This window comes from Agreia sp. PsM10 (assembly GCF_030433855.1).
GTDB lineage: Bacteria > Actinomycetota > Actinomycetes > Actinomycetales > Microbacteriaceae > Agreia.
Genome location: NZ_JARUXC010000005.1, coordinates 300,218 through 316,467, shown reverse-complemented (window position 1 = coordinate 316,467; position 16,250 = coordinate 300,218). Strand labels below are relative to the sequence as shown.

General features: G+C 68.9%; 17 protein-coding genes. 13 read left to right on the top strand and 4 right to left on the bottom strand.

Translation table 11 applies throughout. The features are described from left to right. Window positions 1–323 precede the first annotated feature (323 nt). The 5 genes from QCD70_RS09060 to QCD70_RS09040 all read left to right on the top strand — a co-directional run bounded on the left by QCD70_RS09060 (window position 324) and on the right by QCD70_RS09040 (window position 4,552). Window positions 324–887, top strand: coding sequence for a YceD family protein (locus QCD70_RS09060; RefSeq protein ID WP_441004930.1), 564 nt, complete (start codon window positions 324–326; stop codon window positions 885–887). 27 nt (window positions 888–914) lie between these two features. Next, window positions 915–1,118, top strand: a complete 204-nt coding sequence (gene rpmF, locus QCD70_RS09055) for a 50S ribosomal protein L32 (RefSeq protein WP_044442139.1) — start codon at window positions 915–917, stop codon at window positions 1,116–1,118. Between the two features lie 50 nt (window positions 1,119–1,168). Next, window positions 1,169–1,903: a ribonuclease III gene (gene rnc / locus QCD70_RS09050; protein ID WP_301215259.1), complete on the top strand. Its 735-nt coding sequence runs from the start codon at window positions 1,169–1,171 to the stop codon at window positions 1,901–1,903. A 1-nt stretch (window position 1,904) separates the two neighbouring features. Then, on the top strand, window positions 1,905–2,825 hold the full coding sequence (mutM, locus tag QCD70_RS09045; RefSeq protein WP_301215257.1) for a bifunctional DNA-formamidopyrimidine glycosylase/DNA-(apurinic or apyrimidinic site) lyase: 921 nt from the start codon (window positions 1,905–1,907) through the stop codon (window positions 2,823–2,825). Between the two features lie 77 nt (window positions 2,826–2,902). Beyond that, window positions 2,903–4,552, top strand: coding sequence for a DUF4407 domain-containing protein (locus QCD70_RS09040; protein WP_301215255.1), 1,650 nt, complete (start codon window positions 2,903–2,905; stop codon window positions 4,550–4,552). A gap of 14 nt (window positions 4,553–4,566) precedes the next feature. Here the strand turns inward: QCD70_RS09040 and QCD70_RS09035 are convergent, their stop codons facing one another. Further along, a complete protein-coding gene (locus QCD70_RS09035) occupies window positions 4,567–5,286 on the bottom strand; it encodes a YoaK family protein (protein WP_301215253.1) in 720 nt (239 codons plus the stop codon). Window positions 5,287–5,392: 106 nt separating this feature from the next. Here QCD70_RS09035 and QCD70_RS09030 point away from each other — a divergent pair, with 106 nt between their 5' ends. The 5 genes from QCD70_RS09030 (at window position 5,393) to QCD70_RS09010 (ending at window position 11,793) form a co-directional block, all read left to right on the top strand. Beyond that, window positions 5,393–6,490: an acetamidase/formamidase family protein gene (locus QCD70_RS09030; RefSeq protein WP_301215251.1), complete on the top strand. Its 1,098-nt coding sequence runs from the start codon at window positions 5,393–5,395 to the stop codon at window positions 6,488–6,490. Continuing rightward, window positions 6,483–8,045: an AtzH-like domain-containing protein gene (locus tag QCD70_RS09025; RefSeq protein ID WP_301215249.1), complete on the top strand. Its 1,563-nt coding sequence runs from the start codon at window positions 6,483–6,485 to the stop codon at window positions 8,043–8,045. The genes QCD70_RS09030 and QCD70_RS09025 overlap by 8 nt, the downstream gene beginning before the upstream one ends. A gap of 428 nt (window positions 8,046–8,473) precedes the next feature. Continuing rightward, window positions 8,474–9,691, top strand: coding sequence for a pyridoxal-phosphate-dependent aminotransferase family protein (locus QCD70_RS09020; RefSeq protein WP_301215247.1), 1,218 nt, complete (start codon window positions 8,474–8,476; stop codon window positions 9,689–9,691). After that, a complete protein-coding gene (locus QCD70_RS09015) occupies window positions 9,688–10,935 on the top strand; it encodes an allantoate amidohydrolase (RefSeq protein WP_301215245.1) in 1,248 nt (415 codons plus the stop codon). The genes QCD70_RS09020 and QCD70_RS09015 overlap by 4 nt, the downstream gene beginning before the upstream one ends. A 3-nt stretch (window positions 10,936–10,938) precedes the next feature. After that, window positions 10,939–11,793, top strand: a complete 855-nt coding sequence (locus QCD70_RS09010; protein WP_301215243.1) for a MurR/RpiR family transcriptional regulator — start codon at window positions 10,939–10,941, stop codon at window positions 11,791–11,793. Between the two features lie 116 nt (window positions 11,794–11,909). On the opposite strand, the gene QCD70_RS09005 is transcribed toward QCD70_RS09010, so the two are convergent. The 3 genes from QCD70_RS09005 to QCD70_RS08995 form a co-directional block, all read right to left on the bottom strand. Continuing rightward, window positions 11,910–12,545: an NADPH-dependent F420 reductase gene (locus QCD70_RS09005; protein WP_301215309.1), complete on the bottom strand. Its 636-nt coding sequence runs from the start codon at window positions 12,543–12,545 to the stop codon at window positions 11,910–11,912. Window positions 12,546–12,600: 55 nt separating this feature from the next. Next, window positions 12,601–13,557, bottom strand: a complete 957-nt coding sequence (locus tag QCD70_RS09000) for a nucleoside hydrolase (protein WP_301215241.1) — start codon at window positions 13,555–13,557, stop codon at window positions 12,601–12,603. 64 nt (window positions 13,558–13,621) lie between these two features. Further along, window positions 13,622–14,251: a nucleotidyltransferase family protein gene (locus QCD70_RS08995; RefSeq protein ID WP_301215239.1), complete on the bottom strand. Its 630-nt coding sequence runs from the start codon at window positions 14,249–14,251 to the stop codon at window positions 13,622–13,624. A gap of 94 nt (window positions 14,252–14,345) precedes the next feature. On the opposite strand from QCD70_RS08995, the gene uraD reads away from it, so the two are divergent. From uraD to QCD70_RS08980, 3 genes are all read left to right on the top strand, one after another. After that, the gene (gene uraD, locus QCD70_RS08990; protein WP_301215237.1) at window positions 14,346–14,849 is read left to right on the top strand and encodes a 2-oxo-4-hydroxy-4-carboxy-5-ureidoimidazoline decarboxylase; all 504 of its coding nucleotides are present in this window, start codon (window positions 14,346–14,348) and stop codon (window positions 14,847–14,849) included. Then, window positions 14,846–15,190 carry a hydroxyisourate hydrolase gene (gene uraH / locus QCD70_RS08985; RefSeq protein WP_301215235.1) on the top strand — a complete coding sequence of 115 codons (345 nt, stop codon included), beginning with the start codon at window positions 14,846–14,848 and terminating at the stop codon, window positions 15,188–15,190. Before uraD ends, uraH begins: the two co-directional genes overlap by 4 nt. Window positions 15,191–15,451: 261 nt before the next feature. Next, complete coding sequence (locus tag QCD70_RS08980) at window positions 15,452–16,171, top strand: hypothetical protein (protein WP_301215233.1); 720 nt, start codon at window positions 15,452–15,454, stop codon at window positions 16,169–16,171. Window positions 16,172–16,250 lie beyond the last annotated feature (79 nt).

Genomic DNA, 16,250 nt, shown 5'->3' with positions numbered 1-16,250 from the left:
CGATTGACACACCCACGGGTGGTCCGTCGAGTAGAAGGTCAAACACCCTCCCGGGCTACACACCCATTCTCAATGTCGAGTAGGCTGCCTGCGGCCGTATCGAGGCCGCAGCCTCACTGAGGTGCGGGAAGTGGCCGCGTCATCCGTCGGCGATGCGGCCATTTCCCGCATTTCAGTGCTTCACGCGACCGGCACATCAGCCTCAGCGGCCCCATTGAGGCCACCGTGCCGGCATTTCGATAAGCCGTGCTCGTCCTCGCGCGGCTACTCAATCAGCGCATCGCAGGGATCTGAGGCCGCCGCGGGCGGTAGACTCGAATGTTGTGAACAAATTCAAGAAGACGCCCTACACGGTGGGGGTCCACGACCTCATCCATCGTCCCGGCGAGATGCGCGAGCACGAGCTCGAGATCGTTGTTCCCGAGAAGCTCGGTGAGGGCCTCGTGGCCGTTCAGGCCGACTCGATCCTCGATGTCGACCTGCGTCTCGAGGGGCTGCACGACGGCATCCTGGCCTCGGTTCATGTCTCCGGAACGGCCGACGGAGTCTGCGGTCGCTGCCTCACCGACATCCATCTGCCGGTAGAAGTCGAATTCCAAGACGTTTTCGCGTATTCTCTTGACGAAGCTTTTGATTACGCGGTTCTCGACGATCACGTCGACCTCGAACCGATGATCAGGGATGCGGTGGTACTTTCACTGCCGTTCCAACCGGTCTGTCGGCCGGATTGCCCAGGACTCGACCCGGAGACGGGTGAAAAGCTGGCCGATCAGCCGCATGGCGAACCTCAGCAGATCACCGATCCGCGCTGGGCTGCGCTCGCAGGCTTCGAAGCTTCCACACAGACTGACCAAGCAGACACCGACGCGTCCGCGCGACCCGAGTGACCTGAACGATAGAGAGAAGAGAAGATCATGGCTGTTCCGAAGAGAAAGATGTCGCGGGCTTCCACCCGCATGCGTCGCGCTCAGTGGAAGGCTACGGCCCCCACCCTCGTCAAGACGATCGAGAACGGCAAGACTGTCTACAGCCTGCCGCACCGCGCCAAGATCGTCGAGGACTCCGCAGGCACCCCCCTGTTCATGGAGTACAAGGGCCGCAAGGTCGCAGACATCTAAGACTCCTGCTGTCGGCAACGACATCAGAAGCGTCACCAAGGAGCGCCTCGATGGTTTCGGAACATGAAACCGACGGGTCGCTCCTTTTGGCGACTCTGCAGATCGATCTTCCCGACGACCTGCTCGAGCTCGCCCTGACCCACCGCTCGTACTCCTACGAGCACGGCGGCATCCCCACGAACGAGCGCCTCGAGTTCCTCGGCGACTCGATCCTGGGCCAGGCCGTCACGGTCATGCTCTACCACCGCTTCCCCGACCTCGAAGAGGGCGAGCTGGCCAAGCGCCGCGCCAGTCTCGTGTCGACGGTCGCCCTCGCCGAGATCGCCCGGGGCATCCAGCTGGGCCGTTTCGTGCGGCTGGGCCGCGGCGAAGAACTCACGGGAGGTCGGGACAAGGCCTCGATCCTCGCCGACACCATGGAGGCCGTGATCGGCGCCAGCTACCTGGGCGCGGGCCCGGATGCGGCGACCGCCCTCGTGCTGAGGCTCGTCGCGCCGCTCGCCACCGCCCCGGGCCACTTCCGCATCTCGATGGATCCGAAGACGTCGCTGCAGGAGGTCGCCGGCCAGCAGGGTCTGGCCGCCCCCGTCTACGAACTCACCGAGTCCGGACCCGATCACCAGAAGGTGTTCGTGGCGACCGTGCGCGTGTCCTCCGCCGCCGGTGTCGTCGTGGCCGAGGCATCCGGAACCGGCCCGTCGAAGAAGCAGGCCGAGGCATCCGCTGCTCGCGATGCGGTCGCGGCCCTGTCGGCCGCCCCGTCGACAGACTCAATTCCGGCCTAGCGTGCCCGAACTCCCCGAAGTCGAGGTCGTTCGCGCGGGCCTCGAAAGAGCCGTCTCCGGCGCGGTCATCACGGCCGTCGAGGTCTTCGAGCAACGGTCGCTCAAGCGGCACAGCCCCGTGGCGGGCGCGTTCGTCGACCTGCTCGAGGGCCGACGGATGCTGTCGGCGGTTCGCCGAGGCAAGTTTCTCTGGTTCCCGCTCGACGATGCGACGGATGCGGGCGGTCACGCCCTCGTGACGCACCTGGGTATGAGCGGACAGGTGCTGCTGCGCACCCCGGGCGTCGAGGAGGACGGCCTGCTGCGCATCCGGCTGCACATCGAGCATCCCGAGCACGGCGAGTTCTGGGTGAACTTCGTCGACCAGCGCATCTTCGGATCGATGGCCGTCGACGGCCTCGTTCCGACGCCCGACGGGCGCGCGGCGGGGCGGGGGAGCGAGCTCGCCTCCCTCCCCGGCCAGGTGTCGCACATCGCCCGCGACCCCCTCGACCCGGCGTTCAGCGACGCGGCCTTCTTCGCCGCGCTCGCTCGTAAGAACACCGGCATCAAGAGGGCCATGCTCGACCAGAACCTGATCAGCGGCATTGGCAACATCTATGCCGACGAGTCGCTGTGGGCCGCGCGCATCCACTACGAGCAGCCCGCGTCGTCGCTGTCGCGGGCGAAGGCGAAGCTGCTGCTCGCCGACATGCGGCTCGTGCTCGAGAAGGCGCTCGCCGAGGGCGGAACCAGCTTCGACGCCCAGTACGTGAACGTGAACGGGGCGTCCGGATACTTCTCGCACAGCCTCAATGCATATGGCAGACAGGGCGAGCCGTGCCCGCGCTGCGGACGCCCGATCGTGCGCGAGAGCTTCATGAATCGCGGCTCGCACTTCTGCGCCCACTGCCAGAAGCTGCGGCGCGCGCCGCTGGGCTGATTGAGAGCACGCTCACCGGATGCTCAGGGTAGGGGCGTGCATACTTGCCGCTGACCATTCGACAGGAAGGACTCGGCGTGAGCGAGAACGACGAATCGACCGGGCCGCAGCTGGAGCCCTGGTTCAGCGAGACCCCGAAGCCGCGCAAGCGCCCTGAAGCCGAGACGGTTCCGATCGAGGCGCTGACCGCCGATCTGTCGAACGACTCGACGAACACGGCGCCGACCGAGCAGCTCTCGTTCGAACAGCAGGAACAGCCCTGGTTCGAGCGCGACATCGATGCGCAGACCGCGCAGACCGCCCAGGCCCCCGAGCCCTCCCTGTCCGGCCGGCCCGACGCATCCGGCACCGAGGGCGACCCGGCGACGGCCGAGGCCGCGACGGACGAGGCCGGCGAGAGGCCGAACGCCCGCCGTCGCCGCCTGCGCCGCACCAGCCTGGCCGTGCTCGGAGGCGCCCGCCCCGACGCCATCGAGGGCGCGCCCGGCGACCGTCAGGCCTACTCGTCGATGGCCCTCATCCTGATGTTCACGGCCACTGTCGCCGCACTGTCGATGAGCTTCGCGCTCGGCATGGTGTTCCACGCCGACTGGTTCTGGTTCATTCCCGTCGGCATCTTCTGGGGTGCGGGAATCTTCGCCATCGACCGCGCCCTCACCATCCAGCTCTCGAATACCAAGGGCGCGTGGAAGACCACCTTCGCGGTCGTTCCCCGAGTTCTGCTCGCGGCCATTCTCGGCGCCGTCATCTCGACGCCGGTCACCCTGCAGATCTTCGCGCCGGAGATCAGCGCCCAGATCCTCGTGATGGAGGCCGAGTCGCGCACCGCGTTCGCCGACCAGCTCGCGAGCGACCCCGTGCTCGCGACCGAAGACGACGTGCGCGCCACGATCGCCAGCAACCAGGCGATCATCGACACGAGCGACGCTGTCGATCCTCTCGACGACCCCACCTACGCCGCCGCCAAGGCGGCAGAGGACGCCGCCCTCGCCGACCTCAACGCCAAGACCGCCGCGTGGCAGGCCGAGGCGAACGGCACGGGCGGATCGGGTCAGGTCGGAGACGGCGCCGTCACCGAGATCGCGAAGCAGGCCGTCGACGCGGCCCAGGTCATCTACGACCAGGCGCAGGAGGCCTCGGCGGCCGCGCTGACCAGTGCCCAGACCGCCCTCGGATCCCAGCTCGCCGAGTCGAAGACCACCGCCGAGGCCGCGCTCACCAAGGCCCAGGCCGAGCTGGCCACGATCGAGCAGCGCAAGGCAGACTTCCAGGCCCAGAACGACGCGGCCGTCTCCTCCAGCGACGGCATCAGCAACCGGCTCACCGCGCTCGACCGACTGAGTGCAGAGAGCCCGTCGGCCGGACTGGCCCACGTCATGGTGTTCCTGCTGTTCTTCGCGATCGAGCTGCTGCCCGTGATCATCAAGCTGCTGCGCAACCTCGGCAACAAAGACTCCGTGCACGACGAGACCGCGCGCGAGCACGATCGAACCGAGATCAACCGGGTGCGCCAGCAGTTCGCGCTCGAGCGCGACCAGGCGCTTCTGGATGCCCAGATCACCTCGGGCAGGCTTGCCACACTCCGGCAGCTGGCCGAGCACGAGGAGGAACTGGCTCTGGCCACGGGCAAGGAGCGCAACGTCGGCCTCGACGACCGCGTTCGCCGCAAGAGCCAGGACTTCTTCGACGAGTGGGATCGCGACCAGTCGGCCCAGCGCCAGCGCTGACCGGAGCGGCCTGATCAGGCGGAGGCTTCGACCACCGATGGCTCCACGGGTGCGTGGTGCGGGCGGCCGGTGAGGTGCCCGGTGAGCGCGACCATGAGTGTGATGAAGGCCGCCAGGGCCACGCCCCAGCCGATGTGGACTGTCATCAGCAGAGCACCCACGGCGGCGCCCCCGCCGATGAGCAGGATGGCGCCGGCCCGCCGGAACCACGGCTGGCCCGAGCCGCCGGCCAGTCGCGAGTCGGCAGCGAGACCCGTGATGGTCGACGTGACCACGACTGTGGTCACGTCTTTCACGGCGATGTGCCGGGCCGTCGCGGCCTGCACACCCATCACCAGTGCGAAGAAGCCCGTGAAGATGTACTCGTAGGGGGCAGGGGGAGGGCCGTCGTTCACGAAGAGGGCGATGGCGAGGCCGACCATGACCGTGCCGACGATGCTGAAGAGCACGGTGCTGCGGGTGGTCCAGCCGACCTTGACCGGGCGCAGTACCCGGCCGCCGATCGCGGCGCCCAGCATGAAGGCGAACAACGCCACGAGCGGGCCGATGACCGGCAGGTCGTCGGCTCCGGCGATCGCCATTCCGAGGATCACGACGTTGCCTGTCATATTGGCCGTGAAGACCTTGTCGAGGCCGAGGTATCCCACGGCGTCGGCGATGCCGGTCGAGAAGGTGAGCGCGAGCATCAGGCCGAGGTGCAGATTGGCGGGCTGGCTTCTGAGTCTGCGGAGCATGAGGCACCTGCTCTTTCGGTGTCGTGGGTGCGGGCGGGGTGGCTGGCGCACGATACTCTCGAAGCGACCGACCCCATCTTTCCAGACTTCGGAAGGCCCGCACCGGATGCCCGTGACAGCCCCGCTCCAGCCCGGCCAGGGATTCGTCCAGGCCGCCCACTACCTGCCGGCCACGATCGGCAACGTGCTGTGGGGCCGGCTGCCCTGCGAGACCGACGTGGCCGTGCTCACGATCGACTCCGGCGACGAGGTCACGATAGACACCATCAGCCACGAGGGCGTGCTCGAAGACCAGGGTCGCGATCCGGCCGCCTTCTTCGCCGGGCATGGTGTGGCGCGTGAGAACGTGCTCGACGACGCGATCGCCCTCGCGGCGTCCGCATACCAGCGCGACCCGAAGGTCGACGGGCCGCACGTCGTGACCGGGCCCATACGCATCCGAGGGGCGAAGCCGGGCGACCTGCTCAAGATGACCGTGCTCGAGGCGACCCCGCGCGTGCCCTACGGCGTGATCTCGAACAGGCACGGAAGGGGAGCGCTCCCCGGCGAGTTCCCCCGGGTCGAAGGCTCAGTCAGCATCTTCGCGGCCGTCGACCACGACCCCGACGGCAGCCAGGTCGGCACCCTGCCGCTCGTCGCCGGGGGAGAGCGTTCGGTGCGGTTTCCGCTTCACCCGTTCCTCGGCATCATGGGCGTGGCCGTGTCGGGGTCGACGCGTCCTCACTCCGTGCCGCCCGGCCCGCACGGCGGCAACATCGACATCAACCTGCTGACCGCCGGCAGCGCGCTCTACATTCCCGTGCAGGTCGACGGGGCCCTCGCCTACGTCGGCGACCCGCACTTCGCTCAGGGCGACGGCGAGGTCGCGCTCACCGCGATGGAGGCCTCCCTGCGCGTGACCGTGCGGTTCGAGGTCGTGCCGCAGAGCGACGCGCTCACAGCCTTCGGCGCCCTCGTCGGCCCACTCGCCGAGACGCAGGAGTTCCTCGTTCCCACGGGAATGGACGCCGATCTCGACGAGGCGGTGCGCCAGTGCGTGCGCGCCGCGATCTCGCTGTTGCACGCCCGCTACGGCATGCAGGAGGATCTGGCCTACGCCTACCTCAGCGCCGCCACCGACTTCAACATCTCCCAGGTCGTCGACCTGGTCACCGGCGTGCACGCCCGCGTGCGCGTCTCCGACTTCGAAGGACATCATGCCTGATCAGATTCCTCCCACGTCCGTCACCGGCGAGCTGCCAGACGGCCTGATCGACGCCTTCTGGGGTTACGAGAACGCGCTTCTCACGAACGACCTCGAGGCGCTCGACGCAGCCTTCGCCCCGGGCGACACGACTCTGCGTGGAGACGCCGGCGGCCTGCTGGTCGGCCATGACCGCATCAGCTCCTTCCGCGGAGCCCGGGGCGGCGCCCCCGTTCGCACGATCACCTCGATCCACGTGCGCGTGCTCTCCGACGAGTACGCGCTCATCGTCAGCGAGAACGAGCCGCGCTCCGGTGGGCGCGGGCTCGTCACGCAGCTGTGGGCGCGGCATGCGGATGCCGGGGGCTGGGTCGTCGAATCGGCCCAGGTCGCCGGCGCCCCGGCCGCCATGAACACCGCCATCTGGCGGGTGCTCGGCAACCCGCTCGTCGCCTCGACCGCCTCCGACGGCGGCCCGCTCACGGGCGAGACGGTCGCGGTGAAAGACCTCTTCGACGTGCAGGGCTTCGCCGTGGGCGGCGGAGTCCCCGAATTCCTGGCCGAGGCCGAACCCGCCCGGGCCCACGCGCCCGCGGTCGCCGCGCTGCTCGCGGCCGGCGCATCCATTCGCGGCATCGCACAGACCGACGAATTCGCGTACTCGATCGCCGGAAAGAACGTGCACTACGGCACCCCGCCCAATGTCGCCGTTCCGGGCGCCATCCCCGGCGGCTCGTCGAGCGGACCCGCATCTGCGGTGGCGCTCGGGCACGCCGGCATCGGACTGGCGACCGACACGGCCGGGTCGATCCGGGTGCCGGCGTCGTATCAGGGCCTCTGGGGTCTGCGCACGACGCACGGCGCGGTCGACGCCGGCGGGCTGCTGCCGCTGGCCGAGTCGTTCGACACGATCGGATGGCTGACGAGGTCGCCCTCCCTGCTGCGAGCCGCTGCCGCGAGCACGCTCGACGGCGATGCCCAGCAGTCGGTCGAGCCGCAGTTCGTGATCTCGACCGAGCTGCTCTTCGCGGCCGACGACTCGATTCAGGGCGCGATGGTGGATGCCGTGGGCCGGCTCGAGGCCGATGGCGTCATCGGCGAGGTCGGCGTGGTCGACCTCGGCGACACCTCGGGATTCTTCGAGGCGTTCCGCACGGTGCAGGCGGCCGAGGCGTGGCGTCGTCACGGCGACTGGATCACGGCGCACCCCGGTGTGCTCGCGCCCGACGTCGCCTCCCGATTCGAGACGGCCTCGACGGTGACCGCCGAGGCCGAGGCATCGGCCCGCGAGGTGCTGGCGGCCGCTCGCACCCAGCTCGACGACGCGCTCGCAAGGCGCATCCTGCTTCTGCCGTCGACGTCGTCGACCGCGCCGAGCGTCGGGGCCGACCCGGACGAGATCGACCGCACGCGCGCCGCGACCCTGGCGATGACCTGCTTCGCGGGCATCGGAGGGTACCCGGCCCTGTCGGTTCCGCTGCTCGAGGTCGACGGCGCGCCCGCCGGCCTGTGCCTCGTGGGCCCGCGCGGCACCGACCTCGCCCTCATCGACATCGCGGCCCCGTTCGTTCGCTGACGGCCCGTTCCCCGAGCCTGTCGAAGGGCCGCAGTCTCCACCCCGTTCCCTGAGCTTGTCGAAGGGCCGCGCTGTCACCGCCGTTCCCTGAGCCTGTCGAAGGGCTGCCGCGCATCGACTCGGCGCATATGCATTCACAACCGCTGCTGAGGGTGCCTTCGCGCCGAGTCGATCTGGGAGGCCCGATCGACTCGGCGAAGATGCACCTTCACGAGGCGAGGAGGGTGCGTTCGCGCCGAGTGGATTCGCGATCCCTTCGACAAGCTCAGGGAACGGGGCCGCTCAGGGAACGGGGCTCTGTAACACGCATGAAACGCGCGTTCCGTAGAATCGAAGCCTGAAACAGGTGAATCATTCTCAGCGAAAGCGGTCAGCTCATCTCCCTCTCGTCACTTCCCCAGCCCATCAACCCGCCCCAGCGACTCCTTATGGGGCCAGGGCCGATCAACGCCGACCCGCGCGTGCTGCGCGCCATGTCTGCACAGCTCGTGGGCCAGTACGACCCGGCGATGACGGCCTATATGAACGAGACCATGGAGCTCTACCGCGGGGTCTTCAAGACCGCGAATGAGCAGACACTCGTGGTCGACGGCACCTCTCGGGCCGGCATCGAGGCCGCGCTCGTGTCGCTGATCGAGCCGGGCGACCGCGTGCTGGTTCCCATCTTCGGCCGCTTCGGGCACCTGCTGCGCGAGATCGCCGAGCGCTGCGGCGCCGAGGTGCACGTCATCGAGGTTCCTTGGGGCGAGGTCTTCGCGCCCGAGGCCATCGAGGCGGCGATCATCGAGGTGCGGCCGACGCTGCTCGCGGTCGTGCACGGCGACACCTCCACGACGGTGGCGCAGCCGCTCGACGAGCTCGGCGCCATCTGCGCGCAGCACGGCGTGCTCTTCTACACCGACGTCACGGCCTCGCTCGCCGGCAACACCATCGAGACGGATGCCTGGGGCATCGACGCCGTCACCGCGGGCCTCCAGAAATGCCTGGCCGGCCCCTCCGGCTCGGCTCCCGCCACCTTCTCGGCGAAGGCGGTCGAGCGCATCGTCGCGCGCAAGAGCATCGAGGCGGGAATCCGTGAGGCGGGCGACGCGGTCACCGCGCATCCGATCCGCTCGAACTACTTCGACCTCGCGATGATCTTCGACTACTGGGGCCCCAAGCGGCTCAACCACCACACCGAGGCCACGACGATGCTCTACGGGGCACGCGAGTGCGCGCGCCTGCTGGTCGACGAGGGCATCGAGAACGCCGTCGAACGGCACCGCCTGCACGGCTCGGCCATGCTCGCCGGGGTGCGGGGGCTCGGCCTCGCGGTGTTCGGCGACCTCGCCCACAAGATGAACAACGTCGTGGCCGTCATCATCCCCGACGGTGTCAACGGCGATGCCGTGCGCGGCGAGCTTCTCAACGACTTCGGCATCGAGATCGGCACCTCCTTCGGCCCGCTGCACGGCAAGGTCTGGCGCATCGGAACGATGGGCTACAACGCCCGCCGCGACACCGTGCTCACCACGCTCGGCGCTCTCGAGGCCGTGCTGCGCCGGGCCGGCGCATCCGTGACCCCCGGCGGCGGAGTCGGGGCGGCCTACGAGATCTACGCCGACGCCGACCGGGCCGTGCGGGCGTCGTCGGGAGCCGGCGCATGACCCAGCCGGCCTCGACCACCGCGCATGCCATTCTCGAGCGCTGCGACGAGCTCGCCACCTACTCGTCGATGGAGGACGGGCTCATCGAGCGCGTGTACCTCTCGCCCCAGCACGCGGCGGTCAACGCCCTGGCCGCCCGCTGGATGACCGAGGCAGGCATGACCACCTGGCAGGATGCCGCCGGTAACCAGTGCGGCCGGCTCGAGGGCGCGACCCCCGGCCTGCCCGCGCTGCTGCTCGGCTCGCACCTCGACACCGTCCCCTCAGCGGGTCGCTACGACGGGATCCTCGGCGTGCTTTCGGCGATCGCCGTGGTCGACCGCATCCGCTCCTCGGGCCGCGAGCTTCCGTTCGCCCTCGAGGTCGTCGCGTTCGGAGACGAGGAGGGAACCCGCTTCGGCCGTGCCCTGCTCGGCAGCCGCGCGCTCGCGGGCACCTGGCTCGACGAGTGGTGGCAGCTCGAAGACGAAGACGGCGTGTCGCTGCGCGACGCCTATGTGCATTTCGGCCTCGATCCGGATGCCGTGGGCGAGGCCGCGCGGTCGCGCGGCGACTTCGTGGGCTACCTCGAGACCCACATCGAGCAGGGCCCGTACCTCGAAGACGAGAACAAGGCGCTGGGCGTTGTCTCGTCGATCGCCGGTGCGCGCCGCTTCCTGCTCACGATAACCGGCCAGGCGGGCCACTCGGGAACACCCTACGAGAGGCGCCGCGACGCGCTCGCCGGGGCGGCCGAGGCGATCACCACGATCGAGCGCATCGCCCGATCCGCACAGCTCATCGCGACCGTCGGCCACCTCGAGGTGTTCCCCGACGCGGTGAACGTGATTCCGGGCAAGGTCGAGTTCAGCCTCGACCTGCGCGGCGAATACGACACCGAGCGCGACAAGGTGTGGCTGCAGATCGAAGAGGCCATTCTCGAGATCTGCCAGCGACGACGGCTGCGGCTCACGAGCATCCAGACCCACTCGGCCAAGGCGGCCGTCTGCGCGCGCCGGCTGCGCGATGCGATCGCCGACGGCATCCGGTCGACGGGCGACACGCGACCCATGTCGCTGTTCTCGCGTGCCGGCCATGACGCGATGGCCATCGCCGAGATCGCCGACATCGGCATGATCTTCGTGCGCTGCAAGGGCGGCGTGAGCCACAATCCCGACGAGCACGTCACCGAGGCCGACGTGGCGAAGGCGCTCGACGCGTTCGAGGCCACCGTTCTGCGGCTCGCCGACGGATACGAGGGGTAGCCCATGATCGCGGCCGCGCCAACGATCGGGCAGCGCATCGACGCGCAGTACGGCGCCCTGTCCCGGCAGGAGCAGCGGGCCGCCGACTTCATCCTCGACCACCTCGGCGACCTTGCCGTGTACAACGCCACCGAGCTCGCGAAGCTCAGCGGGGTGTCGAAGGCCACAGTGTCGAGGCTGTTCCGCCGTCTCGGATTCTCCGACTCGGCCGAGGTACGTGAGCACGCCCGCAGCCTGCGCAGCCAGGGTGCGCCCCTCGGGGGAATCGGCGCCGCCGCAGGAACCCCGTCGGCGCTCGCCGCTCACGCCGTGCAGGAGCACGAGAACCTGCAGAAGCTCCTGGCCGGTCTCGACGACGGGCGCTTGGATGCGGCGGCCCGGCTCATCGCGGGCGCCGGCGAGGTCGTGCTGATCGGCCTGCGCAACAGCTACCCGCTCGCGCTGCATCTGCGGCAGCAGCTCGCGCAGGCCCGCGACCGGGTGCGGCTCGCGCCTGTTCCCGGGCAGTCGCTGGGGGAGGACATCGCGGCCCTGGGCTCGCGGGACGTCGTCGTGCTCGTGGGCTTCCGCCGTCGCCCGTCGGGGTTCGCGCTGATCATGCAGACGCTGCGCGAGCGCGGCGTTCCTGTGATTCTCATCTCCGACTCGTCAGCCCGCCGGCACGCCGAGGGCGCCGTCTACTGGCTGGAGTGCCCCGTCGACAGCGTCTCGGCGTTCGACAGCTATGCGGCCGCAATGAGCCTCGTGAACCTGCTGGCCAGCGGGGTGCTCGGCGTCGACGTGCGCGACGGACGAACCCGCATCGCGTCGATCACCGGCATGTACGACGCCCTCGACGAGCTCGAAACCCCCTGGTAGGACAGTCGATCTGTGCTCGGCCCGGCGCTAACGGAGCACGTTCTTTGCGACACGCCGACGATACGCGCCTGACACGCCGTAGCGGTCGCGATCTGTGCTCCGTTAGCGGCGGCGGGTCAGCGGGTCGCGGCCGCCAGCATGTCGGTGATCTCCGCTACCGTGCCGCGCGGACCGTAGGCCGGGGTGCCCGGCTCGACACGCCAGCTGTTCGCCAGCGAACCGTCGTCGACGACGTCGAAGCCGAATCCGTCGATGAGGCTTGCGACGATGGTCTTCGCATCGCCGTTGTCGCTCGAGATCACGAGCGCACGACGGTTCTCTGTGCGCGGTGCCTGCGCCTCGGAGGTGAGCTTCGCCGCCTCGATGTGGTTGAAGGCCTTGACTACCTTCGAGGTGCGCAGGTGCTTCTGCAGCAGCGCGGCCGACGTGGCCGACTTGGAGTCGAGCTCGGCGATGTTGCCGTCGCGCTGCGGGTAGTAGTTGTTCGTGTCGATCACGATCTTGCCGGCGAGAGGCTCCACAGGAACCGACTCGTAGGCCTTCAACGGGATCGTCACGACCACGAGGTCGCCGGCCTCGGCGGCCTCTTCTGCCGTGGCCGCTCGCGCCTTGGGGCCGAGCTCCTCGACGAGGGCGCTGAGCGTCTCGGGGCCGCGCGAGTTGCTGATGACGACGTCGTAGCCGCTGGCAATGCTGAGGCGCGCCAGCTGGCTGCCGATGTGTCCGGCCCCGATGAGGCCGATGGTCGTGATTCCCGGAATAGTCGTGACCGGGTCAACGCGCACAACGCGCCGAGGATTCCTGTTGTCAGGCGAAGCTCAGCAGCCGGTCCATCAGCAGGGGAGCGTACGGGCGGTCGAGCTCGAGGACGACGCGCACGTGTGCGCCTCGCTGCGGCGGGTAGCCGTTGTAGACGCCGCGCATGTCGCAGATCGTCTGTCCGCGCCCGGGCCCGTCCGTCGCATCCACCGTCACCCGCACCAGCGGGGCGAGAGTCGGAACGATCTCGCCCGTGCTGATCGCCACGGCCAGCGGATCGTGCAGCGCCGAACACGGCCTGCCGAAGACCGATACGTAGAAGTCGAAGTAGACGCCGAGCATGTCGCCCAGCATCGGGGCGATCGCGCCGGGGGCCGATCGCAGCCGTTCGCGGTCGTCGGCCTCGATGAGCTCGCCCATGGTCACGTCGAGTCCGACCATCGTGATGGTCCACGGGGCGTCGAACACGATCTCGGCCGCGTGCGGGTCGTTGATGATGTTCGCCTCGGCGACGGGGGACGCGTTGCCGGGAACCAGCGCTGCTCCGCCCATGATGGTGAGATCGCCGATGAGTTCGGGAAGGCGGGGTTCGAGCTCGAGCGCGAGGGCCAGGTTGGTGAGCGGGCCGATGGCGATGAGCCGCAGCTCGCCCGGGTATTCGTGGGCCATGCGCACGATGAACTCAGGCCCGGATTCGGCGAGCGGATCGACGTGCGACTCGGGCAGCTGAACGCCGCCGATGCCGTTGTCCCCGTGGATGTGCGGCACCCCGCCGTCGAACTCCGCCATGCGGAAGTGGTGAGCGCCGATCGCCACGGGCACGTCGGTGCGGCCGGCGAGCGAGAGCAGGCGAAGCGTGTTGTCGGCAGCCTGCGCGGCGGAGGTGTTGCCCGAGACGGTCGAGACGCCCACGAGGTTCACGTCGGGATCGCTCAGCAGGTGGAACAGCGCGAGCGCGTCGTCGACCCCGGTGTCGCAGTCGAGCAGATACGGGCGTGCGGGCATCGGGTTTCCTCCACGGGATCGGGCTAGGGGCTTCCTTCGATTATGGCGCGGCGGCGCGGGCGTCTCAGACCGCGGGATCGCCGGGCGCATCGACGTCGACGCCCGATCCCAGGTCGGAGCAGTCGACCAGTCGCACCCCGTGCGCCACGAGGTACGGGCGCGCCCCGACGTCGCCGGTCACGCTGTCGGCAAGCGCCTGCCAGTGGTCGCGGCCGATGACCACCGGATGCCCGGGGCGCCCCGAGAAAACGGCTTGGCGCAGGGTCTCGCGACCCACGGCATCCGGGTCGGGCGCGATCAGCCGCCGTACCTCGGCCGGCCCGAGCGACGGCACGTCGACGGTGACGATCGCGACGGCGTCGGGAGCGGACGCGGGCGTCGCGTCGAGGGCGCTTGCGGCGGCGAGCCCGCGGCGCAGCGACGCGGCCATGCCCGTCTGCCAGTCCTCGGCGCGCACGACGCGCACGGATGCGCCGCGTGTGAAGGAGCGCTCGAGGAGGGCCTCGGCCTCGTCGGTCGCGGCGCCGAGAACGACGATGACGGGGGAGCACCCGCCCGCAAGCAGGCTGCGGACGGCGTTCGCCAACCACGACGTGCCCTCGGCGGATTCGACGAGGGCCTTCGGTCGGCCGAAGCGCGTGCCGCCGCCTGCCGCAAGCACGATTCCCGCGATGGGTGCGGGCACGTTCGACATGGCCTCATCGTACGGCTCGTGGGGGAGGCGCCGAATAGAATTCAGGTATAGCCCGCGAACGACCGCGGGGTGCATTCTGCCCGAAAGGCCGGCCATGAACGATCTCTCCGTCGACCACTTGCGCGTCGACCTGCGCGCCTGCCTGGCTGTTCCGCGCTGGATCGACGAGGTCGCGGAGCAGGCTCCGTTCGCCTCGGTCGACGACCTGCTCGAGGCCGGACGCACCGCCGCGAACCCGTTGACCCCGGAAGAGGTGGAGGCGGCGCTTGCCGATCATCCGCGCATCGGAGACAAGCCCGACGGGGAGGGCGCCGCGCAGGCTTTCTCCCGCTCGGAGCAGGCGTCGCTCGGCGACGGCGATGCTGAGACCGCGGCGGCCATCGCTGAGGGCAACGCGATCTACGAGAAGCGGTTCGACCGCGTGTTCCTCATTCGTGCCGCTGGGCGGAGTCGCGCCGAGATCCTTGCCGAGCTGAACCGGCGCATCCGCCTCGACGACGACGAGGAGTTCGCCATCGTCGAGCAGCAGCTGCGTGAGATCGCCCTGCTTCGCCTCGAGAAGACGTTCACCGAGCGCGGCATCGAGCTGGCCGAATGAGCGGCCGCAGCCACATCACCAGCCACGTGCTCGACGCGGCCACGGGAACGCCGGCGGCCGGGGTGCCCGTCACCCTGTCGCAGCTCGACGGTGACGTATGGCGAGTGCTCGCCGATGCGGTGACGGATGCCGATGGCCGCGTCTCGCAATTCGGTCCCGAGCACGTGCCGGTCGGCCGCTACAGGGTGACGTTCGATACGCAGGCGTACTTCGCGTCCCTGGGGCAGAAGGCGTTCTATCCCGAGGTGCAGGTGGTTTTCGAGCTGGCAGACGGCGAGGCGCACTACCACGTGCCGCTTCTGCTGAGCCCGTTCGCGTATTCGACGTATCGCGGCAGCTAGGTCGATCGATCTGGGTGGTGCCTCTGTGGCTGCTCCACCCACGTGCATTTTTGTATCTAAGTTGGGACTTTGGGTCCCATGATCACCCCAAAACGGGGGCCATGTGGAGGATAGTTCCCGGCATTTCCGGGGGCGAGTGTTTCTCATGTTCTTATGCGCTGATTTTCGGTTTGCTCACAGACAGTTGTGCTCGCTACGTTTGGCATCGAGCCTTCGGGGGAACGGCTCTTCCTTTCCCTTCTCCCGTCATGAGGCTTGCTTATGTCTGTGTTGTCGCGCGCGCTTCGCGCTTTTTTCGCCCTGATCGTGCTGATCGCGCTGTCGATGATTGCGGCTCCAGCGCAGGCCGCGCCCCTGACCTCGCGTGTTTCTGACGTGGTCGCGTCGCTGCCTGTGCTCGTGCTTCAATTGGGCGCGGATTGCGAGGTCGAGGCGGATGCGGCGAATTGCGACATCGACGGTGATCGCATTCCCGACGTGGTGGAGCAGGTCGTCGCCGGCAGTCTGACCGGGGCCACGGGCACGGAAGACCACGACGGCGACGGCATCCCTTCGTGGACGGAAGTGCTCGCCTGTGGCACCGTCACGTGCGCGGATTCCCGCGCAGACGCAGATGACGACGGCATCCCCGACTACGCGGAGCAGCTGGTGTGCGGATCGGCTACCTGCTCGAACAGCAAGGAAGACGCCGACGGCGACAAGGTGAGCGACTGGATCGAGTTCGTGATCTGCGGCGATCGCACCTGCGCGACCGGTCTCGAGGACTACGACGGCAATGGCGTCGCGGACGCGGCTGAACTGCAGGCCTGTGTGAAGGACACGTCAGGTCTGGCATTGACCGGGTTCGGCATCGCAGGCATTCTCGCTCTGATCGCCGCTCTTCTGGTGGCGTTGGGCGTGCTGCTGCGCATTCGCCGACGCAAGGCAGCTGCCGCTGCGGACGCTTCGGACGAGGCCGAGCTGGTCGGTTCCGCCCTGTGAGCGCGCCGATCCGCCCCGCCGTCGCGGCCGGGCTCGCAATGCTGACCCGAAAACCCGCCCGCTGGACTCGCAGACAAGG

What these genes read in the sequence shown, in the direction of transcription:
- QCD70_RS09025 (WP_301215249.1), top strand. Translation starts at nt 6,483, where the DNA reads ATGCCTGATCAGATTCCTCCCACGTCCGTCACCGGCGAGCTGCCAGAC.
- QCD70_RS08995 (WP_301215239.1), bottom strand. Translation starts at nt 14,251, where the DNA reads ATGTCGAACGTGCCCGCACCCATCGCGGGAATCGTGCTTGCGGCAGGC.
- QCD70_RS09030 (WP_301215251.1), top strand. Translation starts at nt 5,393, where the DNA reads ATGCCCGTGACAGCCCCGCTCCAGCCCGGCCAGGGATTCGTCCAGGCC.
- rnc (WP_301215259.1), top strand. Translation starts at nt 1,169, where the DNA reads ATGGTTTCGGAACATGAAACCGACGGGTCGCTCCTTTTGGCGACTCTG.
- QCD70_RS09015 (WP_301215245.1), top strand. Translation starts at nt 9,688, where the DNA reads ATGACCCAGCCGGCCTCGACCACCGCGCATGCCATTCTCGAGCGCTGC.
- QCD70_RS09020 (WP_301215247.1), top strand. Translation starts at nt 8,474, where the DNA reads ATGGGGCCAGGGCCGATCAACGCCGACCCGCGCGTGCTGCGCGCCATG.
- QCD70_RS09000 (WP_301215241.1), bottom strand. Translation starts at nt 13,557, where the DNA reads ATGCCCGCACGCCCGTATCTGCTCGACTGCGACACCGGGGTCGACGAC.
- uraH (WP_301215235.1), top strand. Translation starts at nt 14,846, where the DNA reads ATGAGCGGCCGCAGCCACATCACCAGCCACGTGCTCGACGCGGCCACG.
- QCD70_RS09010 (WP_301215243.1), top strand. Translation starts at nt 10,939, where the DNA reads ATGATCGCGGCCGCGCCAACGATCGGGCAGCGCATCGACGCGCAGTAC.
- uraD (WP_301215237.1), top strand. Translation starts at nt 14,346, where the DNA reads ATGAACGATCTCTCCGTCGACCACTTGCGCGTCGACCTGCGCGCCTGC.
- QCD70_RS09035 (WP_301215253.1), bottom strand. Translation starts at nt 5,286, where the DNA reads ATGCTCCGCAGACTCAGAAGCCAGCCCGCCAATCTGCACCTCGGCCTG.
- rpmF (WP_044442139.1), top strand. Translation starts at nt 915, where the DNA reads ATGGCTGTTCCGAAGAGAAAGATGTCGCGGGCTTCCACCCGCATGCGT.
- QCD70_RS08980 (WP_301215233.1), top strand. Translation starts at nt 15,452, where the DNA reads ATGTCTGTGTTGTCGCGCGCGCTTCGCGCTTTTTTCGCCCTGATCGTG.